This is a genomic window from Brevundimonas sp. NPDC092305, from assembly GCF_044755415.1.
In the GTDB taxonomy this organism is placed as follows: Bacteria; Pseudomonadota; Alphaproteobacteria; order Caulobacterales; family Caulobacteraceae; genus Brevundimonas.
This window is the reverse complement of record NZ_JBIVQY010000001.1, coordinates 400,173-422,571: the sequence shown is the minus strand read 5'-3', so window position 1 is coordinate 422,571 and position 22,399 is coordinate 400,173. Positions and strand designations below refer to the sequence as shown.

Annotated in this window: 28 protein-coding genes; 10 read left to right on the top strand and 18 right to left on the bottom strand. The window is 68.8% G+C overall.

The window, feature by feature from the left end; genetic code table 11:
- Nucleotides 1–80 precede the first annotated feature (80 nt).
- From ACIQC9_RS02100 to ACIQC9_RS02090, 3 genes are all read left to right on the top strand, one after another.
- The gene (locus tag ACIQC9_RS02100; RefSeq protein WP_400611959.1) at nucleotides 81–734 is read left to right on the top strand and encodes a DUF805 domain-containing protein; all 654 of its coding nucleotides are present in this window, start codon (nucleotides 81–83) and stop codon (nucleotides 732–734) included.
- A 73-nt stretch (nucleotides 735–807) separates the two neighbouring features.
- Nucleotides 808–1,560 (top strand): DUF805 domain-containing protein, encoded by a 753-nt coding sequence (locus ACIQC9_RS02095; protein WP_400611958.1) that lies wholly within the window; start codon nucleotides 808–810, stop codon nucleotides 1,558–1,560.
- 50 nt (nucleotides 1,561–1,610) lie between these two features.
- Entirely contained in the window at nucleotides 1,611–2,297 is a 687-nt protein-coding gene (locus tag ACIQC9_RS02090) for a DUF805 domain-containing protein (RefSeq protein ID WP_400611957.1), read from the top strand.
- Between the two features lie 49 nt (nucleotides 2,298–2,346).
- On the opposite strand, the gene ACIQC9_RS02085 is transcribed toward ACIQC9_RS02090, so the two are convergent.
- From ACIQC9_RS02085 to ACIQC9_RS02050, 8 genes are all read right to left on the bottom strand, one after another.
- Complete coding sequence (locus tag ACIQC9_RS02085) at nucleotides 2,347–2,856, bottom strand: phage tail tape measure protein (protein WP_400611956.1); 510 nt, start codon at nucleotides 2,854–2,856, stop codon at nucleotides 2,347–2,349.
- Nucleotides 2,857–3,008: 152 nt separating this feature from the next.
- On the bottom strand, nucleotides 3,009–3,161 hold the full coding sequence (locus ACIQC9_RS02080) for a phage tail assembly chaperone (protein WP_400611955.1): 153 nt from the start codon (nucleotides 3,159–3,161) through the stop codon (nucleotides 3,009–3,011).
- Between the two features lie 14 nt (nucleotides 3,162–3,175).
- A complete protein-coding gene (locus ACIQC9_RS02075) occupies nucleotides 3,176–3,463 on the bottom strand; it encodes a GTA-gp10 family protein (RefSeq protein WP_400611954.1) in 288 nt (95 codons plus the stop codon).
- Nucleotides 3,460–3,873, bottom strand: a complete 414-nt coding sequence (locus tag ACIQC9_RS02070; protein ID WP_400611953.1) for a phage major tail protein, TP901-1 family — start codon at nucleotides 3,871–3,873, stop codon at nucleotides 3,460–3,462. The genes ACIQC9_RS02075 and ACIQC9_RS02070 overlap by 4 nt, the downstream gene beginning before the upstream one ends.
- Nucleotides 3,870–4,274 carry a DUF3168 domain-containing protein gene (locus ACIQC9_RS02065; RefSeq protein ID WP_400611952.1) on the bottom strand — a complete coding sequence of 135 codons (405 nt, stop codon included), beginning with the start codon at nucleotides 4,272–4,274 and terminating at the stop codon, nucleotides 3,870–3,872. Before ACIQC9_RS02065 ends, ACIQC9_RS02070 begins: the two co-directional genes overlap by 4 nt.
- Entirely contained in the window at nucleotides 4,271–4,501 is a 231-nt protein-coding gene (locus tag ACIQC9_RS02060) for a phage head-tail adapter protein (protein ID WP_400611951.1), read from the bottom strand. Before ACIQC9_RS02060 ends, ACIQC9_RS02065 begins: the two co-directional genes overlap by 4 nt.
- A gap of 74 nt (nucleotides 4,502–4,575) precedes the next feature.
- Nucleotides 4,576–4,842 carry a head-tail connector protein gene (locus ACIQC9_RS02055; RefSeq protein WP_400611950.1) on the bottom strand — a complete coding sequence of 89 codons (267 nt, stop codon included), beginning with the start codon at nucleotides 4,840–4,842 and terminating at the stop codon, nucleotides 4,576–4,578.
- Between the two features lie 63 nt (nucleotides 4,843–4,905).
- Nucleotides 4,906–6,141: a phage major capsid protein gene (locus ACIQC9_RS02050; RefSeq protein WP_400611949.1), complete on the bottom strand. Its 1,236-nt coding sequence runs from the start codon at nucleotides 6,139–6,141 to the stop codon at nucleotides 4,906–4,908.
- A gap of 123 nt (nucleotides 6,142–6,264) precedes the next feature.
- Between ACIQC9_RS02050 and ACIQC9_RS02045 the strand changes: the two genes are divergently transcribed.
- Nucleotides 6,265–7,134, top strand: a complete 870-nt coding sequence (locus tag ACIQC9_RS02045) for a hypothetical protein (protein ID WP_400611948.1) — start codon at nucleotides 6,265–6,267, stop codon at nucleotides 7,132–7,134.
- A 12-nt stretch (nucleotides 7,135–7,146) separates the two neighbouring features.
- Here ACIQC9_RS02045 and ACIQC9_RS02040 read toward each other — a convergent pair whose 3' ends face one another.
- The 8 genes from ACIQC9_RS02040 to ACIQC9_RS02005 all read right to left on the bottom strand — a co-directional run bounded on the left by ACIQC9_RS02040 (nucleotide 7,147) and on the right by ACIQC9_RS02005 (nucleotide 14,115).
- On the bottom strand, nucleotides 7,147–7,440 hold the full coding sequence (locus tag ACIQC9_RS02040) for a hypothetical protein (protein WP_400611947.1): 294 nt from the start codon (nucleotides 7,438–7,440) through the stop codon (nucleotides 7,147–7,149).
- Between the two features lie 58 nt (nucleotides 7,441–7,498).
- Entirely contained in the window at nucleotides 7,499–7,957 is a 459-nt protein-coding gene (locus ACIQC9_RS02035) for an HK97 family phage prohead protease (RefSeq protein WP_400611946.1), read from the bottom strand.
- Nucleotides 7,957–8,181, bottom strand: a complete 225-nt coding sequence (locus ACIQC9_RS02030; protein WP_400611945.1) for a hypothetical protein — start codon at nucleotides 8,179–8,181, stop codon at nucleotides 7,957–7,959. The genes ACIQC9_RS02035 and ACIQC9_RS02030 overlap by 1 nt, the downstream gene beginning before the upstream one ends.
- A complete protein-coding gene (locus ACIQC9_RS02025) occupies nucleotides 8,181–9,338 on the bottom strand; it encodes a phage portal protein (RefSeq protein WP_400615352.1) in 1,158 nt (385 codons plus the stop codon). Before ACIQC9_RS02025 ends, ACIQC9_RS02030 begins: the two co-directional genes overlap by 1 nt.
- A 157-nt stretch (nucleotides 9,339–9,495) precedes the next feature.
- Nucleotides 9,496–10,710 carry a DNA-packaging protein gene (locus ACIQC9_RS02020; protein WP_400611944.1) on the bottom strand — a complete coding sequence of 405 codons (1,215 nt, stop codon included), beginning with the start codon at nucleotides 10,708–10,710 and terminating at the stop codon, nucleotides 9,496–9,498.
- Nucleotides 10,658–11,077: a hypothetical protein gene (locus ACIQC9_RS02015; RefSeq protein ID WP_400611943.1), complete on the bottom strand. Its 420-nt coding sequence runs from the start codon at nucleotides 11,075–11,077 to the stop codon at nucleotides 10,658–10,660. Before ACIQC9_RS02015 ends, ACIQC9_RS02020 begins: the two co-directional genes overlap by 53 nt.
- A gap of 130 nt (nucleotides 11,078–11,207) precedes the next feature.
- Nucleotides 11,208–13,586, bottom strand: a complete 2,379-nt coding sequence (locus ACIQC9_RS02010) for a PAS domain-containing protein (protein ID WP_400611942.1) — start codon at nucleotides 13,584–13,586, stop codon at nucleotides 11,208–11,210.
- 52 nt (nucleotides 13,587–13,638) lie between these two features.
- Complete coding sequence (locus tag ACIQC9_RS02005; RefSeq protein WP_400611941.1) at nucleotides 13,639–14,115, bottom strand: YcgN family cysteine cluster protein; 477 nt, start codon at nucleotides 14,113–14,115, stop codon at nucleotides 13,639–13,641.
- 129 nt (nucleotides 14,116–14,244) lie between these two features.
- On the opposite strand from ACIQC9_RS02005, the gene ACIQC9_RS02000 reads away from it, so the two are divergent.
- From ACIQC9_RS02000 to ACIQC9_RS01975, 6 genes are all read left to right on the top strand, one after another.
- A complete protein-coding gene (locus ACIQC9_RS02000) occupies nucleotides 14,245–14,460 on the top strand; it encodes an endonuclease domain-containing protein (RefSeq protein WP_400611940.1) in 216 nt (71 codons plus the stop codon).
- Nucleotides 14,379–14,552 (top strand): DUF559 domain-containing protein, encoded by a 174-nt coding sequence (locus tag ACIQC9_RS01995; RefSeq protein ID WP_400615350.1) that lies wholly within the window; start codon nucleotides 14,379–14,381, stop codon nucleotides 14,550–14,552. The genes ACIQC9_RS02000 and ACIQC9_RS01995 overlap by 82 nt, the downstream gene beginning before the upstream one ends.
- Nucleotides 14,553–14,730: 178 nt before the next feature.
- The gene (locus ACIQC9_RS01990) at nucleotides 14,731–16,557 is read left to right on the top strand and encodes an ABC-F family ATP-binding cassette domain-containing protein (RefSeq protein WP_400611939.1); all 1,827 of its coding nucleotides are present in this window, start codon (nucleotides 14,731–14,733) and stop codon (nucleotides 16,555–16,557) included.
- 664 nt (nucleotides 16,558–17,221) lie between these two features.
- Complete coding sequence (locus ACIQC9_RS01985; RefSeq protein ID WP_400611938.1) at nucleotides 17,222–18,256, top strand: ABC transporter substrate-binding protein; 1,035 nt, start codon at nucleotides 17,222–17,224, stop codon at nucleotides 18,254–18,256.
- A 74-nt stretch (nucleotides 18,257–18,330) separates the two neighbouring features.
- Complete coding sequence (locus ACIQC9_RS01980) at nucleotides 18,331–19,428, top strand: hypothetical protein (protein ID WP_400611937.1); 1,098 nt, start codon at nucleotides 18,331–18,333, stop codon at nucleotides 19,426–19,428.
- A complete protein-coding gene (locus ACIQC9_RS01975) occupies nucleotides 19,425–20,516 on the top strand; it encodes a DUF2336 domain-containing protein (protein ID WP_400611936.1) in 1,092 nt (363 codons plus the stop codon). Before ACIQC9_RS01980 ends, ACIQC9_RS01975 begins: the two co-directional genes overlap by 4 nt.
- A 73-nt stretch (nucleotides 20,517–20,589) precedes the next feature.
- Here the strand turns inward: ACIQC9_RS01975 and ACIQC9_RS01970 are convergent, their stop codons facing one another.
- Together ACIQC9_RS01970 and ACIQC9_RS01965 are read right to left on the bottom strand one after the other, a co-directional pair.
- A complete protein-coding gene (locus ACIQC9_RS01970) occupies nucleotides 20,590–21,021 on the bottom strand; it encodes a MucR family transcriptional regulator (RefSeq protein ID WP_400611935.1) in 432 nt (143 codons plus the stop codon).
- Nucleotides 21,022–21,169: 148 nt separating this feature from the next.
- A complete protein-coding gene (locus ACIQC9_RS01965) occupies nucleotides 21,170–22,390 on the bottom strand; it encodes a DUF2336 domain-containing protein (protein WP_400611934.1) in 1,221 nt (406 codons plus the stop codon).
- Nucleotides 22,391–22,399: the final 9 nt, after the last annotated feature.

Sequence of the window (22,399 nt, the reverse complement as noted above, 5' to 3'; positions counted from 1 at the left end):
ATTTCATCTCCTTGAATGCGTTCGCCCTGACGGGCATGGTCGCCCCGCGATCAGGGGGATCGCGCTGAAGGGGCTGGCGCGTGCGCGGCGAGATTCTCGAACTGACCGGCTATGGCGATGGTCTGATCAGTGGCGATGACGGCCGGCGTTACGCCTTCGACCGCGGGCAGACCCGCGTTTCGGATGCCCTCGTCCCTGGCATGCGCGTTGACTTCGTTCCCGTCGACGATCGCGCGACCGCCATTATCCATCTCGCTGCGACCTGGCATCGCCCGCCCGATCCGCCGCTTGGCCCTGACACCGACCGCACGACGCCGTGGGGCTATTTCGTCGGCTGCCTGCGCCGCTACGTCGACGGATACGGCCGCGCCCGGCGCAAGGAATACTGGTTCTTCGTCCTGTTTCAGGCCGTCATCCTGACTGGCCTCGTCTGCGTCAGCGTCGCCTTCGCCATGAGCAGCGGATCCAGCGACGGCTACGCCATCATGGCCGGCGTGGTCATGATCGCGACCGCTCTGGTCTACGTCGCTCTTTTCCTGCCCGGCCTCTCCGTCCTGATCCGCCGTTTCCACGACGTCGGCCTGTCCGGCTGGCTGGTGCTGTTGGGCCTCATCCCCTACGTCGGAGGCCTGATCACACTCGTCATCACCGTCCTGCCGTCCCAGCCCTATCCCAACAAGCACGGCCCCGTGCCCGGACGCACCACACGCTCGACCGCCGACATCTTCGCCTGACCTTCACAAACCGACGCTTGCCGACGCGCCCCGGCTCGGCCAAGCTCGCCGCCGCAACTCAGGGGAGCGGGTTATGAAGGGTGAAGTCATCAGCGTGGACGCGTCCACGGGCGGGGGTCTGATTTCGGGCGACGACGGTTCGCGGTACGCCTTCGACGGCGCCTCGTCCCGCGGACCGGTCCGCGTCGGCGATCGCGTCGATTTTCTCGGCCTCGACGGTCAGGCGCGCGACGTGATGGTCCTCGCCGGCGGCGCGGCGTCATCGTTCGGCGGCGCCCAGTCCTTCGGGTCAGGCGCCTACGGGTCGGCCCCGTCCTACGCGGCTTCCGGGCCGGTAGCGGGAGCGGGCTACGACTTCGCCACAGCCATGTTCAGCTTCAACGGTCGCCTGCGCCGATCCCACTTCTGGATCAGCTGGGCCATCCTGTTCGTCGGCGGCTTCGTACTCGGCCTGATCCCGTTCCTCGGCATACTCATCAGCCTCGTTCTGCTGTGGCCCCAGTTCGCCATCCAGGCCAAGCGCCTTCACGACATGGGCTATTCCGGCTGGCTTGTGCTCGCCCCCATCGCCGCCAACATCGTCCTCATGATCGTCGGCTTCGGCAGCGTCTTCGGCCAGATCGCCATGAATTCCAACGCTCTCGAGAACGAGGATCCGGCCGCCATCATGGGCCTGCTCAGCTCGATGGGTCTGCCGCTTCTGCTTGGCGTCATCCTCAACATCGGCTGGCTGCTGTGGATCGGCATCACCGACTCGAAACGCGGACCCAACCCGCACGGCCCGAACCCGAAATATCCGGACGACAACGCGTCCGTCTTCAACTGATCCCGACAAGACCCTGTAGCCCGACGGGCTGACTGAAACGGAGAATGCGCGTGCGTGGTGAAGTCCTGACCTATGACGACAGCCCCGGTACGGGTCTGATCAGTGGCGACGACGGCGCCCGCTACGCCTTCTCCCGCTCAGACCTGCAACAGCTCACGCCGATCCGGGCGGGAATGAAGGTCGACTTCGTCCCCGTCGACGGCGCCGCGACCCAGGTCTTCATCACGGCCCAGGCCAGCGCGGCGACCGGCTACACCCCCGGTGTCGCAGGGTCTGGCGCGAGCTTCGACTGGCGCACCCTGTTCCTCAATGCATCGGGCCGGATCGGACGCAAGGACTACTGGATCGGCATCGCCGCGCTGTTCGTCGCCAATGTGGTTCTGGGCTGGCTGCCCCTGATCGGCTTCGTTGTCTCGCTGGCCAGCATCTACGGCGGCGTCTGCGTCGCCTCCAAACGCCTGCACGACATGGGCAAGACCGGCTGGCTCGCCGCGGTGCCCTATGGCGTCTACGCCGTAGCCCTGGTCTTCAGCGCCATGGCCTTCATCGGCGGCATCGTCAGCACGGCGAGCTACGACAACGACTTCGGCGTACTCACCGGCCTGGGTGGCGCAATGGGCCTGTGGGGCCTCGCCCTCCTGATCAACTTCGCCTTTGTCATCTGGCTCGGCGTCACCGAGGGCGATCGCGCCGACAACGCCTACGGCCCGCCGCCCCAGCCGCTCGCCAACTTCTGATCATGGCGCTCAAGCAGCGAGCGACCGCGTCGTTCGCGATAGCGCACTTTTAAAGCCGCCGCGCACCCAGCGCGGCGGCTCTCGCCAGCATCTGCGCGATCTGCGCCTCCGACCGAAGCAGCGCCTGCGGCCCGCCGTCGACCCTCACATTGACTGTCACGGCGGAACCGGCGCCCGCCGCCTCGACCGTTCCCGACTGTGCCGGCCGAAACACCTCAGGTCCTCGTTCCCCGACCAGATAGGCGCCGCCCGCCAATACGGGCCCGCCCTCCGCCCGCGCGCCCGAGAATAGCGCCCCGGCCGCCTGTGCGATCGCCTGCCCGAGATTACCGCCGGGTCCGCCCGCCGCATTGGCCGCCCCGATCACCGCCCGCGCCAGCTCGGCCAGCGTCACCTCCCCGTCCGCCGCCGCCCGCGCCAGCGATCGCACCAGCCCCTCGCCCGCTCGCTCGAACGCCGCCTCGATCGCGCTCGCCGCTTCCTCCGCCGGCTGCTTCAGCGCCTCCAGCGCCGCCGCGGCCTCGGCGGCCCTTCGTGTAGTGTCATCCAGTCCAGTCATCCTGCCCTTTCTCCCTCCCCTTCAGGGGAGGGTGTCGGCGCTCAGCGACGACGGGTGGGGGCGGCCCGAGGAGGCCATTGCACTCACTTCGTCCCGCCGTTCCCACCCGGTCGCTGCGCGGCCACCCTCCCCGAAGCGGGGAGGGAGAAGTCTCAATCCGGCCACTCCCGCACCATCCGTTCCAGCGCCGCCCGCCCCAGCGGCTCTCCCTCGCCCGACGGCGCCGTCAGCATCCGCCATTCCTTCAGCGACAGCCGCCAGAACTCCGCCGGCCCCACACCCAGCGAGACCGCGACCCGAACCATTCCCGCCCAGTTCGTCACAGCGAGGCCGCGAACGCCTTGGCCACCGCCTCCGCCGCGGCCTTCGGCTCCACCGCCGCGTCCGCCAGCGTCGCCGCCAGCTCGCGCTCCCCGCCGCCCCGCAACAGCGCGGCCAGCACCAGCATCAGATCCTTGGCCGACAGCCGCCGCATCCGGTCCGCCAGCGCCTCCAACCCCTCGACGCCCAGCGCCGTCTCGATCTCCGCCAGCGCCCCCAGCGTCAGACACAGCGTCCGCTCCGCCCCCGCCAACCGAGCCGTGGCCTCGCCACGCGCCGCATTCATGCGATCGCTCCGAACGTCACCGGCCCCGCGCTGGCCAGGCTGATCGCGAACGTCGCCTCGCCCTCGTGCTCGCCGGCATACTCCAGCGCCGCCACCAGAAACGGCCCTTCCAGCTGCCCGAAGTCCGGCACGATGAGCCGCCAGGTTCGCGCGCTCTGGTCGAAGAACGCTTCCCGGATCAGCGCATCCGACGCCGCATCGCGAAAGATCCCCTGCCCGCTCACCGCCGCCGATTTCACGCCCGCGCCCGCCAAGAGCTCACGCCACCGCCCGGCTGAGTCCCCGTCCGTCGCATCCACCGTCCGGGCGTTCAGACTGATCGTCCGCGCCCTCAGGCCCGCCACGGTCACGAAGGCCCCGCCCTCGCCCGCGATCTTCAACAGCATGTCCTTGCCGCGTTGCGCACTCATGTTTCGATTTCCTCCGTCACCGCTCTCACCCGCATCACCGCGAAGGTCCGCACCTTGTCCGGCGCCGGATAGACGTCTGCGAACCGCACGCCCAGGCTGACCGTCCGGACGCCGTCGGCTTCCAGCCTCGCGTCCTCCAGCCGAGCCCGCGTCGCCGCGACGACCGCCTTCGCTTCCTCGGTCCCGCGAAACCGCGACACGCAGGTCAGGGTCAGCACATGCTCGACCCCGCCCCCGTCCGCTCTCACCGGCCGGCTCTCGCTGCGCCCCACCTTCAAATGCGGATAGCCGGGCGACTGCGGCCCCTCGTCCCACACACGCCCGTCCAGCAGCGCCGTCATTGACGCATCCGCCTTCAGATGCGCGATCAGCGCCTTCTGCAGCGCAAGGTCATGGCTCATCGCATCCGCTCCAGATTCAGGATCGCGCGACCGCCGACCGTCTCGTCCGAGGCGATCCGCCAGTCGCCGCCGCCAAAGCGCAGCACCCGCCCGGCCGTCAGCCGCGCATCCGCCCGCGCCTCGGCCGTCACCGTCTCGACGCCCCGCGAGCCGCCGGCCTCGCGAACGTCACGCCGTCTTCGCGCCCCCAGCTTCAGCCAGGTCGAGCCTACCGGTTCGAAGCTCACGCTCCTTCCCCCGTACGGCGTCTCATTCTCGACGGCCTCAAACAGCCCGGCCAAGGCCTTGAACCGCCCCGCCATCACAGACGCACCACACAGTAGGGCGCGATCCACGCCTGCACCGGCGCGATCGGCATCTCCGCCTCGCCCCGCTCGTAGGCGCGCAGGGCGAGCATCAGGATCGCCAGCCTCAGCGGCGCCGGCGAGGTCGAGGTCAGGCTCAGCCCCACCTCCCCCTCCACCCGCGCCCGGGCCGCCTCGATCAACGTCTGGATCAGCCCGTCTTCCGCGTCATGCTCCACGCGCAGAAACAGCTTCGCCTCGGTGAGGCTCACCGGTGCGGTCATCGTCCACCTCGATTGTCTGAAAGAGTTCTCCCTCCCCGTCATGGGGAGGGAGAGGTCGCATGGTCAGCTCACGGCGAACTTCATCACCTTGATCGCGTCGAAGTTCTGCACCCCGCCGCCAACCCGCTTCGTCGTGTAGAACAGCACATAGGGCTTGGCTGAGTACGGATCTCTCAGCACCCGCACACCCGCGCGATCGACGATCAGATACCCCCGCTGGAAGTCCCCGAAGGCGATCGACAGGCTGTTCGCGCCGATGTCCGGCATCGTCTCGATCTCGGTCACCGCATAGCCCAGCAGCGACGCCGTCTCGCCCGGCCGCGTCGCCGGCTGCCAGATGTAGTTGCCGTCCGCGTCCTTGAACTTGCGCACGGCCGACACCGTCTTGCGGTTCATCACGAAGCGCCCGTTAGGTCGGTATTGGGCCTTGGGCGCATAGACCAGGTCGATCAGCCTGTCCGCCGGACTGGTCCCCGCAAACGCGCCCGCCGCGCCCGACGCCACATAGCCGATCTGGCCCCATGCATGGCTCGCATCGGCGACCGTGGTGTAGTTCAGGAAACCCTTCGGCTTGTTCGTCCCGTCGCCGTTGACGAAAGCCTGGGTTTCCTGCGCCGCGAAGGCGTCTTCCACCTCGGCGGCCAACCACTCGTCCAGATCGATCATGGCGTCGTCCAGCAGCGACTGGGTCGCGGCCGGGCTGGCGTACAGATCAGCCGACGGGAACTCCAGCAGCGCCAGCGTCGCCGGATCCGTCTCCGGCCGCGCCGCCGTCTCGGCCACCCAGCCGGCCGCCACGCCCGCCGTCGACACCGGCTTGCGGAACACGCCGGCGCCGATGGTGCGCACCGTCGCGATCTCCCGCATCGGACTGCCGGCCATCAGCCGTCGCTCGATCGCCCGCTCGGTCTGCTCCGGCACGACATAACCGCCCGACGCAGCTCCAGAGTTCAGCCCCGCCTTCACCTCCAGCCCGAACCCGGTCTTCAGATAGCCGTCGAACGCGCTCTTCTCCTCCCCCTTCATGGGGGAGGCGGCCCGGCCGATGGCCGGGACAGGGGGCGCCAGCTCCGGCCTGCGCACCTCGCTCACCATCCGGTCCAGCCGCGCCTGCGCCCCGGCCACCGCCGCGTCGATCCGCGCCACCTTCTCCTCCAGCAGCACATCGGCCGCCGACTTGCGCTCGATCTCCTCCAGCCGGGCGTCGTTCGCCCCTTTGAACGCCTCGAACGCCGCCATCATCTCATGCATGGCGGCGCGCGCCTCGGGCGTGCCCGAGGCGGTCTTGGTCTCTTTCATATTTCCGCTTTCATTCTCCCTCCCCGTCCCGGAGAGGGTGGTCGCGCAGCGACCGGGTGGGAGCGGCCCGCGATTGGCCAGCCGCCCTTTCAATGCGCCGCCGTTCGCGGCAGTGTCCGGGGCGTGACCCGCCCTCTTCGATCCCTGTCTGCCGCGACCAGCGTCTACACCCGCCTCGAGCGCGTGGTCATGGAGGCGCTCGCCGCCGATCTTCGCGCAGTCGTCCCCGACCTCACGCAACAGTTCGCGGCCAGCCGGCCGACCCTTCGGCGCAACTCCGGCTTCGGCGTGTTCACGGAAATGTCCTCAGGCAACCGTTTGCCCGGCGGCAATGCCACCGGCGACCTCGGCACAGTTCATGCCATGGTCGGCTCTCTCCCCGATCCCATCGCCTTCACCGCCCGACTTCAGGACGGCCGTCTCATCGGCCTGATGGGCGACAGCTATGGTCAGGACACACGACTGATCGACTTCGCGACGGTCGCGTTCGGCCAGGTCTTCACCGTCGACGACTCCGGCCGCTCGGTGCCGTTCCGCTCAGCCTCGGCCCCACCTGATCCGGCGCCTCGGCCGGCTCCACGTCCTGCGCCTCTCACCGCCGAGGTCGAGTCCCTGCGTCGCGCGATCGCAACCACAAGCCCATCACTGGCCAACGTCGTTCAGCGGGTTCAGGACCAGGCCAAAGCCGATCATTCCGCGATGATGCTCGCGCGGCCGGACGCTCCCGCTCCCGACAGAGCCCCGGCGACGGATGCTACCAGTGTCCTGATCGGCGCCTGGGTCGTCATCGGCGCCATCGCCATCATCGTCGGCCTCCTGACCGACCTGCCGTGGCCCTTTATTCTGGTCATCGCGATCTGGGCCGGCTCCGCGCTTCGGAAACCAAAGACGCTGTCAGCGCTAAAGGCTGGCGTTGACCGCTGGGAAGCGGCGCGTCCTGCGGCCGAAGCGTGGAAGGTCATGGGCGAGCGGTATCCCAACCGACCGGACTAGGAGCGGCGGCTCCTAGAACAGCCCCACCGCCCCGTCGGCCCATACCACCAGCACGCCCGCCAGCACCGCGCCGATGACCAGCACGCGATACAGCGGCCTGCGCGTCACCCGCATCGCGATCTCCGCGCCGATCCCGACCAGCGCCAGCAGGATGCCCGCGAACACAAAGTCCGTCGCCGTCCAGTTCACCTCGCCGGTGAACTGCATCGCCGCCAGCGGAACCGCCAGCAACCCCGCCAGTCCGGCCCACATCACCGGCCGCCACAGTCCGCGTCCGCCCTTGCCGCTTTCGTCCGTCACGCTCATCGCCCCGCCTCTACCCTGATATCCGAGGCCCCGAGACTGCCTGATCACATTGCTATCGTCATGAGGAGTTGCAGCGGTCTTCGCGTGCAGAAGCGGTGCAGGCGAATCTCGCCCCCGGCAGCATCGGAAACGTCACCAGCGACACCTCCCACAGCTCCACCTCGACCAGCACCCGCAACCGCCCGTCGCGTCGCGCCTTGCGGCTGCGAAATCCGATCGACAGCCCGTCCAGCGCCCCGGCCCTTGCCAGCGCCCTCGCGAACCGCGCCTCGGCCGACCAGTCCATGATCTGCCCGCGCACGAACAACCCCCGTTCGTCCTCCACCGCCTCGTCCCAGACGCCCACCGGCGCCCGGCCTTCATGCTGATGCAGCATCTTCACCCCGCCGGCGCCGATCCGCGCCAGCGTCTCCGCGAACGCCCCGCGCGCGACCACATCCCCGTTCAGATCCGCCACGCCCCAAAGCGAGGCGTAACCCTCAATCTTCAAGCCGGCGTCCGCGATCACAGCCGTCATCACCGATCCTCCAGCTGCCATTCGATCCGGTCCATCGTCGCCCGCAGCGCCAGGCTCTGCTCTTCCAGCCGCGCCAGCCGCTCCGCCACCTGCCGCTGCTCGCCAACCTTGGCTTCCAGCGCCGTGATCCGCGCCGCCGCTGCGCCGGCCCACATCAGCCCCGCTATCGCCTGAACCGCCAGCGCGGCGATCACCGCCGCCGGAACCTTCCTCAGCGCCTCCATCACCCCTGCACCCCCGCCATTTTCCGCCGCTCGTCGTCGGTCAGGAAGCTCGCCGCCTCAAGTCGCGCCCACAGTGCATCGCGCTCGGGCTGCAGCGCGGGCACGGCCTCCAGATCGGCCTCGATCCTGGCCTCTCCGAACCGCTTCCCCAGCCACCCGGTCAGGGCGCTCGCCGTCTTCCTCACCAGCGGCACCACCGTCCCGCGCCAGAAGGCGACATTGGCCTCGCGATAGTTTGCATAGGTCGCGTCCCCCGGGATCCCCAGCAGCTGCGGCGGAACCCCGAAGGCCAGCGCGATCTCCCGCGCCGCCGCGTGCTTGCCGGCGATGAAGTCCATGTCCGCGGGCGTCCAGCTCATCGGCTTCCAATCCAGCCCGCCTTCCAGGATCATCGGCCGTCCGGCGTTCATCCGCCCGGCATGGCTCTCCTCGACCTGCGCCCGCAGCCCCTCGAACTGCTCAGCGGTCAACCGCTCGCCGTCCTTCGCGCCATAGACCAGCGCCCCGCTCGGTCGCGCGGCATTGTCCAGCAACGCCTTGTTCCAGGCCCCGCTGGCGTTGTGCACGTCCACCGCCGCCATCGCGGCCTCCAGAGGCGAAAAGCCGTAGTGATCGTCCGTCGGGTGGAACAGCTTCAGATGCATCACCGGCGCCCAGCCGTCCGGCCGACGCCCGATCTGCACCGAGCGCCCGTCGACCGAATACTCCCACGCCTCGGGCCATCCCGCCCGCCCCGGCACGACCTTCATCCGGTCAGGCCGCAGGGTCCACAGCTCCTCCGGCGTCTCATCGCCCACCGCTTCCGCATAGGCGTTCCCCGCCGTCTGCAGGGCGCCGTACAGCCCCTCCAGCCACTCCGCCCCCGACTGCTCCGGGTTCGGCCTCGCCAGCAGTCGCGCCAGCGGATGCGCATCGTCCCGCGTCCCGCCTGCGAACACGCCCAGCGGCACGCTGGCCGCCGCCTCCGCGATCATCCGCACGCAGCGATACGCCACCGGATTCCGCCCGAACCCCTGCTCGGCGAGGCTCGCATAATCGTTTGGCGTCCACCGCGCCCGACCGCCCGCGCTGAACGCGATCAACGGCCCGCTCCGGCTGTCCTTGATTTCAGGCGCGTGTATCTGCGCGCGACCAAAAGGTCTTCGCCAGTCAAACATCAGGTCCTCCATGATTTCTCCCTCCCCGCCCCGGGGAGGGTGTCGGCGCGAAGCGACGACGGGTGGGGACGGCCCCCCCGATATGAGCAGACCGCGTCAAAGGTCGCTCCCGCCCGGTCGCTGCGCGACCGCCTCCCCGGTGCGGGGAGGGAGAGGATCAAAGGATCCTGATCCTTGGCCCGGCCTTGGGCGTCGGCAGCAACCAGGTCACCGCCCACACCAGCGCATCCGCCCGGTCCGGACTGTGCCCTACGCCCTCGGCGCCCAGTCCCATCAACTCCTCCTCCAGCGCCGGGAAGTCGCCGCACTGGACCACGCGGCCCTGCTCATACAGCGCCGCCACCGGCGCGGCCCGCTCGACCTTGCCCCGGCTGGCGTGCACCAGTTTCACACCGACTGAACAGTTCGCTTGCGCCAACACCGTGCGCACCATGTCCCCGCCCTGATTTTTCTCGGCCACGATCTGACGTGCGCCGAACTCGGCCGCACAGGCCGCGACCTTCGCCGCCCAGCCGCCCGGCGACAGTCCCCGCTCCGACCGGTCCGCCAGCACGAAGGCCCGCCCTTCCCGTCGTCCCGCCACCACGATCCCGCAGGCGTCCCCGCCTGCGCTCGCCGGCGGATCGACCGCCACGACGACCATGTCGAAACTCTCGGGCCTCGCGCCTCGCGCCCGTTTCAGATCCTCGGCTCGGAACAGCGCGCCCTCGGTCTCGACCAGCAGCCCTTCCAGCTCCTGCGCCTCCAGCCGCGTCCCGCCGTACAGCGTCCGCAGATGCCCCAGAAAGCCGGGCGACAGGTGCGCGGCGTTGGCCGATGTCGGCGCGCGTTCGGCGAACAGTCCCGGCTCGGCCATCAGCCGTCTCAACGCCGGCGTCGGCCGGGGCGTCGTCGTCATCACCAGCCTCGGAGCGACGCCCAGCCTCAACCCCATCCTCAGCGTCTGCAACACCGTCTCCGGCTTGCGCCAGGCGCAGAACTCGTCGGCCCAAGCGTGATGAAACTGCGGTCCTCTCAGACTGTCCGGATCCTCGGCGGAGAAGGCGTAGGCCACGCTGCCGTTCGACCAGACCAGCCGCCTGCGACCGCCTTCCCAGCGCGGGCGTCCGCCCTTCGGCGTCAGGGCCTTCAGTCCAGACGGCCCCTCGACCATCACCTCGCGCACATCGTGCAGCGTCGGCCCGACCAGCGCGAAGCTCAGCACATGGTGGCAGGCCTGATCCGCCACCCAGAAGGCGCCGGCGAACGTTTTCCCCGACCCCCGGCCGCCCAGCAGCAGCCACGTCCGCCAGTCGGCGCGCGTGGGTGCGATCTGGTGGTCATGCAGCGATCGGCGGCCGCTCCAGATCTGGTGCAGCTGATCCGCCGTCATCTTGCCGACCTGCGTCCTTACGTTCGATCTGGATCCGCATGCGATCGAAGTGCTCCACGAGGTCGTCTCGCATACGCTGGAGGGTCTCGGGGCTGTCGTCACGATCCGCCTTGCTCACATCCTGCTCCGTTTGCATCGGCGCCGCCCGCGCGGGTCGCGGTGCGGCCGCCATCTTCTCGAGGGTCAGGCTCGCCTTCGCGACCAGTTCGACCCCGCGAATAACCTGGTGGATCTTGACCGGCGTCGTGGCGTCCTGAGCACACGCCAGCAGCGCGTCCTTCGCCCGATCCAGAAGATCCTGCATCTCATCATGGCGCGCCTCTGTGCGAGCTCTCGCCCGGGCCGCCCTGTCCTGATTTCCCGACATGCCTGCATCATAGTCGGGCAGCGTCCCATGGAGCGTATGACGCTCGACAAAACGCATCGCCCCTTGATCAGACTGGTGTTTCTGGCCCCAGGTGTGAGCGCAAGGTCCCCTCAGGGCCCGAAGATGACGCTCAGGCCGCCGCCTCGTCCCGGCTCCGGCGCTCCAGCACCTCGGTCATCGCGCCCAGCAATTCCTGCACCCGCACCGGCTTGCCGACATGCGCGTCCATGCCCGCCCGGCGGCATCGCTCCACCTGCTCGGGCAGGACGTTTGCAGTCAGGGCGATGATCGGCGTCCGACCCGGCGCGCCCTCCATGGAGCGGATCGCCTGCGTCGCCTCCAGCCCGTCCATCTCCGGCATGTGCACGTCCATCAGGATCAGGTCGAAGCCGCCGTCCCGCGCCGCGGCCACGGCCTCAACGCCGTTGGTCGCCGTCTCCAGCTGCACGCCCATCGCGCCCAGCATGATGCTGATCAGCTCGCGGTTCGCCGGCGCGTCGTCGGCCACCAGAACCCTCAGGTTCCAGTCCGCCGCCTCGACCTCGCCCGCCTGTTCCTCGACCCCGTCCGCGACCTCCAGAGGCAGCTCGAACCAGAAGGTCGAGCCTTCGCCCATCCGGCTCTCGGCCCCGATCTCGCCACCCATCAGGGTGATCAGCTTGCGGCTGATGGCGAGCCCCAGTCCCGTACCGCCGTAGACGCGGGTGGTCGACGTATCCGCCTGGGTGAACCGGTCGAACAGGGCCTCGATCTTCTCCGGCGACACGCCGATGCCGGTGTCCGACACCTCGACCTTCAGCCGGTCGTCGCGCCATCCCAGCTTCAGCCGGACCTCGCCCTCGCCGGTGAATTTCACCGCATTGGACAGGAAGTTCAGCGTCACCTGTCGGATCCGCCCTTCATCGCCCACCAGACACTCGGGCGTCGCCGGATCGACCTCGACCGCCAGCCGCAGCCCCTTGCCGCTCGCCAGCTGCTCGACGATCGACGCCGTCGCTTCCGCCAGCCTCCGCGGTTCGAACGCTACCGCCTCCAGCGAGACCGCCTCGGCCTCAAGCTTCGAGTAATCGAGAATATCGTTGATCACCGCGAACAGGCTCTCGCTCGCCGTGGCGATCCTGTCCGCATATTGCCGCTCCGTCGGCCCCAGCGAGGCGCTGTTCCGCAGCAGGTCCGAAAAGCCGATCACCCCCGTCAGCGGCGTCCGCAGCTCGTGGCTCATATTGGCCAGAAACTCCGACTTGGCCCGGGCGGCGGCTTCCGCCTTGCCCAGCGCCTGCATCAGCTCGCCCTCCAGCAGCTTGCGCTCCGAGATATCGCGGATCACCGCCACCATCTCGCGCCTGCCCTGCTCGTCAGTCACTGCCTGGAAGTGTCCCTCGACCCAGACCTCGTGCCCGTCCGAGTGCATCAGCCGGTACTCCAGCCGCTGCCCCCGGTCAGAGCCCAGACACCGCGCGATCGCCGCCTGCAGCCGGGTCTGGTCCTCCTGATGAATGAAGTCCCGCACCGGCCGCTCGGCCATGACCTCGCGCGTCTCACCGATCATAGCCTCGATGGCCGCCGAGATGTAACCGATCTCGCCGCCCGGCCGGATGCGGGCGATCACGTCGCCCATGTTGTCGGTCAGGAACCGGTACCGCTGCTCGTTCTGCTGCAGCTGGTCCAGCGCCTTCGCCTGCTCGGTCACGTCCTGGAATACACCGACGATCCAGCGAACCGCTCCGGTCTCGTCCCGTTGGGCCGAACCCCGCGCACTGACCGTCCGCTCCTCGCCGTCCGGTCGGATCAGCCTCAACCGGTAGGCCTGCGGCTCCCCGGTCTGGACGATGGCGGCCATGGTGGCCCTGACCGTTTCGGCGTCATCCGGATGGTAGAATCCGTAGCAATCTCCGACACCTGGATCGAACTCGTCCCGCGTCACCCCGTGGATGTCATAGATCACGTCCGACCAGAACGCCGTCCGGTTCAGCAGGTCGTAGCTCCAGTGGCCGATCCCGGCCATGGTCTCGGCCAGCCCCAGCATCTTCAGATGCTCGTCCTTGGCCTGCGCCGCCAGCTCCTGCGCCAGCACGGTTTCGGCCAGCTCCGCGAGGCCCTTCAGAGCCTCGATCTGCACCTCGGTCGGCGCCGGTCTCGTCGTGACGTCCATCACGCCAAACGCGCCCAAGGGTTTGCCGTCCGGTCCCCGCACCGCCACGCCCACGAACCAGCGGAAGCCGGGCCCGCCGGTGACCATCGGATGGGTCTTGAGAACCGGATGCGCCAGAGTATCCTCGACCACCAGCACGCCGCCCTGACCCAGCTTGACCACCAGATTGCTGGCGGTCGTCTCGCGCGGCATCACCGTCAGGCCCATGCCGATCTGGGCCCGCACGACAAGCTTGCTGTCGTCCATGACCGACACCATCGCGGCCGGCGCATCGAACACCGTGCACGCAAGCCGCGTCAGCCGGTCGAACGGCGACGCCAGGGCTCCGTTTGCTCGCGCGATGTTGTCGTCGGTCATGCGACCCGGCCCCTCGAAGAGGACAGAATGCCGCAGACTCCCCAACTATTGGTTAGCGCCGGGGTGGCTCTCCCAGCCCGCGTTCGGCCACCCATTCGGGCGCCTCGAAATCCAGCGCGTCCTCTGGCTCGACCAGCGTCTCCTCCGACACCGTCTGCCTTCGGATCGACACCCCGGCCTCATGCACCGTCCCGGCCCGGCCCGAAACCAGCGGATGCCACCAGGCAAGCCCCCGCCCCTCGTGGATCCGCCGATACCCGCAGGACTTCGGCATCCACTCCAGCGCCTCGATGTTCCACGGCGTCAGCTTGATGCAGTCCGGCACATGCTGCTTGCGATTGGCGTAGTCCGAACAGGTGCAGCGCTCGGAATCGAACAGCTTGCAGTGCACCTTCGTCGGGATCACCTCGCCGGTGTCCTCGTCCTCATAGCGCACCAGACAGCACAGCCCGCACCCATCGCACAGGCTCTCCCACTCCTCGCGGGTCAGCTGGTCCAGCCGCTTGGTTTCCCAGAAGGGCTTATCCATCAAATCCTCCCCCGTTCACGGGGGAGGGGGACCGCGCGAAGCGTGGTGGAGGGGGCGGAAGCGTGCACAATACTAACCATAAGAGCTCCGGTCCTTAGCCAAAAGCGCGCGCGAAGTCTTCGGCGCGTCATGACTCCACCCGAAGCCGCTCTGTGGAGCCGGTTGCGCGGCCGTGAGCCCGGCCGTCCTTCAATCCGCCGCCAGCATCCGATCGGCCCGTACATTCTTGATCTTTACTGCGCGACCCTCCGTCGGCCATCGAGATCGACGGCGAAGTTCACAGCACAGGCGATAATCCTGACCACGATGCCCGCCGAACCTCCTGGCTTGCGGATCAAGGCATAGAGGTCATGCGCATACCTGCCCGCGACGTTCTTCAAAACGCCGACGAAGTCGCGGAAGGCATATGGTCCTCGGTCCGATCTCGCCTCCGCTGATCTCCACCGCGAAGCGGAGGAGGGGGACCGCTCGAAGCGTGGTGGAGGGGGCAGCCGCATTCACAGACGCCTCCCTATGGAAACTGCGCCCCAAACCGCCTAGATCAGCGCCCGTTTCCGCCCCCTCCACCATCCTTCGGATGGTCCCCCTCCCCCGCTTCGCGGTGGAGGATCAAGGATGCTCATGGCCGCCCGTCCGCCTCTCGTCGCCCTCAAGGATGTCCGTCTGCAGGACGGACCGCGCCCCCTGTTCGACGGCGTCGATCTGGCCATCGAACCGCGCAGCCGCGCCGCCCTTGTCGGCCGGAACGGCGCCGGCAAGTCGACCCTGATGAAGCTGGTCATGGGCCTGATCGAGCCCGACGCCGGCGACCGGTCTGTGCAGGCCGGCGTCCGCTTCGCCTATGTCCCGCAGGAGCCGGACATCAAGGGCGAGACCCTGCTCGACTACGCCGCCTCCGGCGAAGCCGAGCGCTGGACTGCAGAGGCCTGGCTGACCACCTTCGGCCTCGACCCCGAAAAGCCGGCCGTGAACCTGTCCGGCGGCGAGACCCGCCGCGCTGCCTTGGCCAAGGCCTTCGCTGAAGAGCCGGACCTGCTCCTGCTCGACGAGCCCACCAACCACCTCGACATCCTCGCTATCGAGTTGCTCGAGAGCGAGCTGCTGCAGGCCCGCTTCTCCGTGCTGGTCGTCAGCCACGACCGCGCCTTCCTGAACCGCGTCACCCAGTCCGTGCATTGGCTGGAAGGCCGCCGCGTCCGCACCCTCGACAAGGGCTTCGCCGCCTTCGACGACTGGTCCGCCAAGGTCATGGAGGAGGAGGCTGAATCCCTCCGCCGCCTGACCAAGAAGATCGAGGCCGAGACCTACACCTTCTACCGCTCCATCACCGCCCAGCGCACCCGCAATGAGGGCCGCGCCCGCGCCCTTCAGGCCATGCGCGCCGACCGCGCCGAGCGGGTCCGCGACCTGCCCCGCGACCTGAACCTCGGCGTCGACAGCGGCGTCGCATCGGGCAAGCTGGTCGCTGAACTGAAAGGCGTCAGCAAGTCCTTCGGCGACCGCCCGGTGATCAAGCCCTTCACCACCCGCGTCATACGCGGCGACCGCCTGGCCATCGTCGGCCCGAACGGCGCGGGCAAGACGACGCTGGTCAAGATCCTGTTGGGCGAACTGGCCCCCGACGCCGGAACCGTCCGCCTCGGCGCCAACCTGGACCCGGTCTACCTCGACCAGTCCCGCGAGGGCCTGAAGTCCGACATGACCCTGTGGGACGCCCTGACCCCCGGCGGCGGGGACAGCATTCTGGTGCGCGGACTTTCCAAACACGTCGCCGCCTACGCCAAGGACTTCCTCTTCTCCGAGGCCCAGCTGCGCCAGCCCATCTCCACCCTGTCCGGCGGCGAGCGGAACCGCCTGCTGCTGGCCCGCGCCCTGGCCAGGCCCGCCAATATGCTGGTCCTCGACGAACCGACCAACGACCTCGACATGGACACCCTCGACAAGCTCGAGGAGCTGCTGGAGCAGTACGACGGCACACTGCTGCTGGTCAGCCACGACCGCGACTTCGTCGATCGCCTCGCCACCTCAACCATCGCCATGAATGGTCGCGGCGACATCGTCGAAACACCTGGCGGCTGGACCGACTTCATCCGACAGAACCCCGGCTTCCTCCAGCCCGGCGCCAATCCGCGCCCGCAGGACAAGGAGGCCGCCCGTCGCGCCGAAGCCGCCCCGCCGCCCGCCGTCACCCCGAAGAAGCCCGCCGCCAAACTCTCCTTCAAGGACGCTCACCGGCTCAAGGAGCTCGAAACCCTCCTCGAAGCCCTCCCCGGCCAGATCGCGGCCCATGACGCGACTCTTGCAGACCCCGACCTCTACGCTCGCGACCCCAAGGCCTTTGACCGCGCGATGACCGCCGCCGCCAAGGCCCGCGAACAGCTTGAAGCCGCCGAGCTGGAATGGCTGGAGCTGGAGGAGAAGAAGGCCGCGCTGGCCGGCTAAGCCGCCGAACCGGCTTGAAATCGCGCAATTCGGAGCTCACTCACGCTCCCTGTGCACAAGTCACAAGATCTTCACAATGCGAAGAATTTTGCCCTGCGCACACTGATGATCCGCTGACGGACAAGATTTATCCCCAGACCACTCCACAGACACGCGTTTCGGACCCATTGTGCAAAATCCGGATCGGAGCGAGCTTGATCAGGCCGAGGGACACGGCGGCGCGGAAAACCGGGGAGACCCGGGGATCAAGCGGACCGACCCGGCTCTCCGACCCGACACCACGGGCGGTCTTCGGACCAAACGGGTGGGAGGCGGGATCAAGGCCCAAAGGCTTGCTCAAAGGCTTCGGCCGGCGAGCGGCTCCGAGGGAACCGGATCGGGATCGATGGACGGCGCAAGGCTCAGGCCTCGCGGAACGCCGGAGACCAGGAGCGCGACAGGATACAGCCGATTTTCACCGGAGCTTGCTCCGCTGAAGCTGAGGCCAGGGTCTTGAACCTCAATGGCCAAGTCCAACCCGGACTTGGCGAGGGGACGAGGAAAACCGGTTCGCCGGGGCTCTTCGTCCCCTCGCTCAATTCCGGGCCCGGCTTCCCCTCCCTCAACCGCGCCGACCGGTCGCCTTCCCAAGCGGAACGGCGGGCCGTACACCGTGGCCATGAGTATGCGCGGGAATCGCCCCCCTCTGCCCCACCGCCGCGCCCTGATCGCTGGCGCCGGCGCGCTGGCGGCTACGGCGGCCCTGTTCGCCTGCACCCGCAACGAGGTCCAGCCAGACGAGACCGGCCGCGTGCGCCTGCGCTTCGCGCTCGGCGGTCTGGCCGACGCCGGACACGGCGGCTTCTATCAGGCCGTCGCCTCGGGCGCGTACGAGCGCCGAGGGCTGAACGTCGAGATCCTGCAGGGACCGGCCGGCGCCGACGTGCCCGGTCTGCTGGCGTCCGGCACGGCCGAACTCGGTCTCGGCGCCGACAGTTTCGCCGCCCTGAACCTCGTGGCCGCGGGTGCGCCGGTGAAGGCTGTGGCCGCCTGCTTCCAGAAGGACATCCACGTCCTGATCGCCCACCCGGGACCGGAGCTGGAGGACGCCTCCGATCTGGTCGGCCAGCCTGTCTATGTGCCCGACGACGCGACGGAGACCGCTTGGGCGTGGCTCAAGGCCCGCTACGGGTTCACCGACGCCAGCCTGCGTCGCTACACCGGCGATCCGGAGGCCTTCCTTGCTGACGAGCGGGCCGTGCTGCTGGGCACGTTGACCTCGACGCTCGGCGCGGTCCGGGTGGCCGCCGACATGACTCCGCGCGTGCTGGTCCTCGCCGATGAGGGCTATCCGCCCTACGGCGGTCTGGTGCTCGCTCCCAACGCTTTCGCCCGCGACAACGCCCGGGCCCTGCGCAGCTTCATCGTCGCCTCCGCCGAGGGCTGGCGCGACTATATCCAGGGCGACGCCCGCGCCGCCGACGCCCTGATCACCGCCGCCAATCCGGCCTCGACCGCGCGGCTCCTCACCCAAGGCCGCGACGCCCTGCGGCTGAACGGCGTGGTGGCCGGCGGCGACGCCGCCCTCTACGGCCTCGGCGCCATGACCGAGGACCGCTGGCGCGAGTTCTTCGTCATCGCCAGCCAGGCCGGCCTCTACGCCGAGGATCTGGACTGGCGTCAGGCCTTCACCGCCCAGTACCTGCCCGGACGCGGCTGAACCCGGCGCGGCCGTTAGGCTGAGCTTAAGGCGCACATGGTTGTGTAGGGGCTTCTCTCCTCCCGGAGCCTGCCTTGCGCCGCGCCCTAGCCCTGCTCACCGCCGTCTCCGCCCTGTCGCTGGCCGACGCCGCCTGCGCGCAATCGCGGGCGGGCGAGAACGCAGGCCTGCGCTACATGGGCTGGCCCAGCCGCCCCGCGCCGCAACCCGTCGCTCGACCGGCCGATGCGCCCGCAGCCCAGCCGCGCGACGCCCTGCGCCGTCCAAACATGGTCATCCCACACGGTGGTTTCGCCCAGGCCGAGGCGGCTCAGCCCGGCCTCACGCCCGCCCCCGGTCCCCGCTCGGTCGGCCTGACGCCCGCCAACGCCTGGCTGCGTCGAGGCGGAACGGTCCAGCCGCAGCCGCAGCCCCAGCCACAGCCGGCCCCGCCGCCCGCGGCGGCGTCTGCGCCGACCCAGCCGCGTGAGGCCGTGGCCTACAACACGCCTCCGGTCAGCCAGATGGAGGCGCCGCGCGAGCTGACGCCGCCGACCTACCCGGACCACGCCCCCAGCCGCGGCTATCGCCCCTATGTGCCGGGCGAGGTCATCATGCCGGTGACGCCCGAGGGCCAGCCCGTCTATCACGGCGAAGCCGACCGCCCCGTTCCGCCGCAATCCTCGACCGCCCCGCGCCTGCAGCCGCAGTCGATGACCACGCCGCAGGATCAGCCGGCCGCCGAACCCGCACCGTCCCCTGCTCCACTGGTCAACGCCGATCCGATGGCTCCGCGTCGCGACGCCCCGATTTTCCGCATCCAGCAAGCCCGCGCCGCCCAGCCCGCGCCCCAGCCGACGCAACCACAGCCGGCTGCTGCAGCACCGGCCGCGACCCGCGAACAGGCCGACTCGAACGCGCCTCGCCGTGTGGCGCTCGTGACGCCCAACAGCGCCGACCGCCCAACCCGCGACATGGGCGCCCGCTACTATTCGGTGCACCGTCAGAACGGCCAGCAACCCGACGCCATCGCCCTGCCAGACCCGACCTATGTCGACGCGCTGGCCGTAAATCTGGCCGAGACGCCGGCTTCTCAGGATCTGGCCGCTCCAGACCGTGGCCCGACCCTCATTCGCGACAATCAAGGCCGTCTGCGCGCTGCGCCCGCCGCCTCGGACGGAGACCACCAATGACCGACGTCGCGCCGTCGCGCCTGCCGGACCTGATCTCGCTCGCCCACGAGAAATCAAGCGAGAAGCGTCGCGCCCTGCTGCGTGAGCTGACCGACCACTTCTTCGGCACCCAGCCGCACGCGGACGCCGAGAGCGCCCTCTACGGCGACGTCATGTCCAGCCTCGCCAAGGACATGGAGACCGCCGTCCGCGCAGAGCTGTCGGCCCGCTTCGCCCAGGCGCTGGACGCTCCGCACACCCTCGTCCGCCGCCTCGCCAACGACGTCGCCTCGGTCGCCTCGGTCATGCTGACCCAGTCGCCGGTGCTGACCGAGCAGGACTTGCTGGACGTCGTCCGGGCGCATGGTCAGGAACACCTGCGCGCCGTCTCCTCGCGCGCCCTCGTTCCCGAGGCCGTGTCCGAGATCATCGTCGAACGCGGCGACGATCACACCCTCGACACCCTGCTGCGCAACGACGGCGCCAAGCTGTCGCGTCAAGCATCCGAGGCCGTTATCGAGCGCGCCAAGGCCAACCCGGAACTGCACGAAGCAACGGTCGGCCGGGCGGCCCTGCCGCCGGATCTCCTGAACGAGATGTATTTCGTGGTCGAGCAGCGCTTGCGCGCCCAGATTCTCGAGCACAACGCCCGCCTCGATCCGGCCCTGCTGGAAAGCGCCCTGGCCGCCGGCCGCGCCCGCGTGGCGACCGACGACGGCCTGTTCCCCGAGGACTACAGCGAGAGCCTTGCCTACGTCGAGGAACTCAAGGCCGCCGGCCAGCTGACGCCCCAGATGCTGGCCCGCTTCCTGCGCTCAGGCGGTCAGACCTCCTTCCTGATCGCCCTGTCGCAACTGGCCGATATCGACTTCCACACCGCCCGCCAGATCGTGGAGCGGCGCGAACTGGATGCGCTGGCCGTGGTCTGCAAGTCGGCGAACCTCGATAAGGCCCTGTTCCTGACCTATGCGGTCGTCCTGCTGAACGACGATGGCGACGCGATGGGCAAGGCCCATGCCTATGCCCGCATGTACGCCGAGCTGGAGAAGGACGCCGCGCTCCGCACGCTCCGCTTCTGGCGCATGCGCCGCAGCGCCGCCGCGGCCTGATCAGACGACCCGCCAAGTAAAAGCGCCCGCCTCCGATCCGGAGGCGGGCGTTTCTGTTTGGGCCATGGCCCGATTACTTCTTGGCGCGACCGGCGGCGCGGGCGGGCTTGCGACCGCCCTGGCCCAGACCCATTTGCTTGGCCAGATCCGAACGGGCCTTGGCGTAGTTCGGGGCGACCATCGGATAGTCTTTCGCGAGGCCCCACTTGGCGCGGTATTCCTCGGGGCTCATGTTGTATTTCGTGCGCAGGTGCCGCTTCAGCGACTTGAACTTGCGGCCGTCTTCCAGACAGATCAGATAGTCCGGCGTGATCGACTTGCGGACCGGAACGGCCGGATCCTTCACCTCGGGCTCGGGCTCGACCGCACCCGTCGAAACCTGCGTCAGCGCGGCGTGAATGCTGGCGATCAGGCCCGGGACTTCGGCCGCCTGAACACTGTTGTTGCCGACATACGCCGAGACGATGTCTGCGGTCATCTCAAGCAGTTGCGAGGTTTCTTCCATCAGCCAGCCCTTCTGTTCTGATTACTGTGCGCACCAGAATCACTGATGAGCGACGACGGATCAGGTCCATATTCTGGATCAGTGGAGCGCGCAATACTTGTGGCCAAAATCCGGCCAAGGTTCCGGTAAATCTATTCCAGACCGGTAATCAGCGACCGAAGTTTTCAGCCAGTGCGAGCATCGCCGCGCGTTCGGGAGCTGAATAGTCGTCCAGACCTTCTTCCTCGCCGTCACGGATAGCGCGAAGTAGTGCAGGCGTCAGGGCCGAGGACAGCGACCAGTTCCAGTAACGCAGAACCGTCTGCGCCCGGTCAACCGCCAGCATGTCATAGACGATCTGCACGCGTTCCCACGCCGCATGAACCTCGCCGTCCGCGTCCGTCTCGGGCCGCCGCATGGCGCGCCACAGGCAGGCGAGGTCGGACTTGGCCAGACCCGTCGCCTTGCAAAGGATAGCCAGCGGCTCTCCGCCGGCGTCGCCAATGATCTTGGCGCCGGTCACGGGCTTGATGCCCGACAGATAGGAGATCTCTGTGGCGATCTCGCGGTTCATGCCGACGTCGGCGGCGGCTGCGACAGCCTGCTCCAGCCCCGCGTATGGACTCTTCTCGATCGCGGCGCGATTGCGCTGGCGGCGCTCGATGAACTGGAGGGCCTTGCGAGACACCGGATCCTGCCAGTCCTCCTCGGCGGCCATGGCGAACACGTCCTCGGCCACCTCCTGCAAGACCTCGCGAGAGACGGCGAAACGCTGGAGAATGGTCCGCCGGTCGTCGCCGTCGCACCACCAGAACATGACATAGGCGCCCGACGGCCTGAGCTCGGGCCGGCGCAGCAGATGCTGGCGCAACAGTGAGTCCGTCCGGCTAAGCCCGACCACGCCCTCAATGGCCACCTGCCCGATACGGGCGGTGTTGTTCTTCAGGATCGTGTCGATGACCGCGCTTTCGCCGAAACTCATCAGGGTCTCGGTGACCACTTCCGACAGGCCACGGCGGCTGGCCATGATCAGGCGATGAGCCTCGGTCGTATCCCGCGCACAGGCGGCGAGGTCGGCGTCGGTCAGGGAGGCGCACTGTTCGATCAGCAGCCCCGCGATCGCCGGCTCGTCGCGCAGCAGCAGGCGGACCAGGGCGTTGGGCAGCTCGGCCAGCGGCGCCAGACGCGCCGCCACCTTCTTGCGGTCCTCGAACGCGGCCAGCCGCAGGGTCTCGACCAGCAGGTCCCCGGTCACCGCCCGCTCGAAGGCGTTGATGCGGCTGGTAGGCAGGGAGACCACATCGGCCAGCCGCTTCAGCAGCGCCCCGCGCGCGCGGAAATGCACAGCCGGTGCGGCGTCATCCTCAGGCAGGGCGGCGAGATCGGACATTCGGCGGCC

Bases quoted from the DNA above. Each gene is read 5' to 3' on its own strand.
- ACIQC9_RS02095 (WP_400611958.1), top strand. From the start codon at position 808: ATGAAGGGTGAAGTCATCAGCGTGGACGCGTCCACGGGCGGGGGTCTG.
- ACIQC9_RS02085 (WP_400611956.1), bottom strand. From the start codon at position 2,856: ATGACTGGACTGGATGACACTACACGAAGGGCCGCCGAGGCCGCGGCG.
- ACIQC9_RS02080 (WP_400611955.1), bottom strand. From the start codon at position 3,161: ATGGTTCGGGTCGCGGTCTCGCTGGGTGTGGGGCCGGCGGAGTTCTGG.
- ACIQC9_RS02075 (WP_400611954.1), bottom strand. From the start codon at position 3,463: ATGAATGCGGCGCGTGGCGAGGCCACGGCTCGGTTGGCGGGGGCGGAG.
- ACIQC9_RS02070 (WP_400611953.1), bottom strand. From the start codon at position 3,873: ATGAGTGCGCAACGCGGCAAGGACATGCTGTTGAAGATCGCGGGCGAG.
- ACIQC9_RS02065 (WP_400611952.1), bottom strand. From the start codon at position 4,274: ATGAGCCATGACCTTGCGCTGCAGAAGGCGCTGATCGCGCATCTGAAG.
- ACIQC9_RS02055 (WP_400611950.1), bottom strand. From the start codon at position 4,842: ATGACCGCACCGGTGAGCCTCACCGAGGCGAAGCTGTTTCTGCGCGTG.
- ACIQC9_RS02050 (WP_400611949.1), bottom strand. From the start codon at position 6,141: ATGAAAGAGACCAAGACCGCCTCGGGCACGCCCGAGGCGCGCGCCGCC.
- ACIQC9_RS02040 (WP_400611947.1), bottom strand. From the start codon at position 7,440: ATGAGCGTGACGGACGAAAGCGGCAAGGGCGGACGCGGACTGTGGCGG.
- ACIQC9_RS02035 (WP_400611946.1), bottom strand. From the start codon at position 7,957: ATGACGGCTGTGATCGCGGACGCCGGCTTGAAGATTGAGGGTTACGCC.
- ACIQC9_RS02030 (WP_400611945.1), bottom strand. From the start codon at position 8,181: ATGGAGGCGCTGAGGAAGGTTCCGGCGGCGGTGATCGCCGCGCTGGCG.
- ACIQC9_RS02025 (WP_400615352.1), bottom strand. From the start codon at position 9,338: ATGTTTGACTGGCGAAGACCTTTTGGTCGCGCGCAGATACACGCGCCT.
- ACIQC9_RS02020 (WP_400611944.1), bottom strand. From the start codon at position 10,710: ATGACGGCGGATCAGCTGCACCAGATCTGGAGCGGCCGCCGATCGCTG.
- ACIQC9_RS02015 (WP_400611943.1), bottom strand. From the start codon at position 11,077: ATGTCGGGAAATCAGGACAGGGCGGCCCGGGCGAGAGCTCGCACAGAG.
- ACIQC9_RS02010 (WP_400611942.1), bottom strand. From the start codon at position 13,586: ATGACCGACGACAACATCGCGCGAGCAAACGGAGCCCTGGCGTCGCCG.
- ACIQC9_RS02005 (WP_400611941.1), bottom strand. From the start codon at position 14,115: ATGGATAAGCCCTTCTGGGAAACCAAGCGGCTGGACCAGCTGACCCGC.
- ACIQC9_RS02000 (WP_400611940.1), top strand. From the start codon at position 14,245: ATGACTCCACCCGAAGCCGCTCTGTGGAGCCGGTTGCGCGGCCGTGAG.
- ACIQC9_RS01990 (WP_400611939.1), top strand. From the start codon at position 14,731: ATGCTCATGGCCGCCCGTCCGCCTCTCGTCGCCCTCAAGGATGTCCGT.
- ACIQC9_RS01985 (WP_400611938.1), top strand. From the start codon at position 17,222: ATGCGCGGGAATCGCCCCCCTCTGCCCCACCGCCGCGCCCTGATCGCT.
- ACIQC9_RS01975 (WP_400611936.1), top strand. From the start codon at position 19,425: ATGACCGACGTCGCGCCGTCGCGCCTGCCGGACCTGATCTCGCTCGCC.
- ACIQC9_RS01970 (WP_400611935.1), bottom strand. From the start codon at position 21,021: ATGGAAGAAACCTCGCAACTGCTTGAGATGACCGCAGACATCGTCTCG.
- ACIQC9_RS01965 (WP_400611934.1), bottom strand. From the start codon at position 22,390: ATGTCCGATCTCGCCGCCCTGCCTGAGGATGACGCCGCACCGGCTGTG.